The 242-nt window shown below is 37.2% G+C and carries 1 pseudogene; it reads right to left on the minus strand.

Going from position 1 to position 242, the window contains the following annotated elements:
- Window positions 1-242, minus strand: a pseudogene (locus L2D08_RS23855) (ABC transporter ATP-binding protein); the annotation flags it as partial.

Consider the following 242-nt stretch of genomic DNA (forward strand, 5'->3'; position numbering starts at 1 on the left):
ACGTACTTTTTCTCCACCTGAAAGCACGCTTGCTTTTTTCTTAACTTCCTCACCACTAAATAACATGCGACCTAAGAAACCACGTAAAAATGTTTCAGTTTGTTCATCTTCTGGAGCGTATTGACGTAACCATTCAACTAAATTCATATCGACACCATCAAAGAACTCAGAGTTATCTTTAGGGAAGTAACTTAAAGATGTCGTTACACCCCATTTAAATGTACCTTCATCTGGTTCCATTT

It is taken from the genome of Domibacillus sp. PGB-M46, from assembly GCF_022668875.1.
In the GTDB taxonomy this organism is placed as follows: Bacteria; Bacillota; Bacilli; order Bacillales; family Domibacillaceae; genus Domibacillus.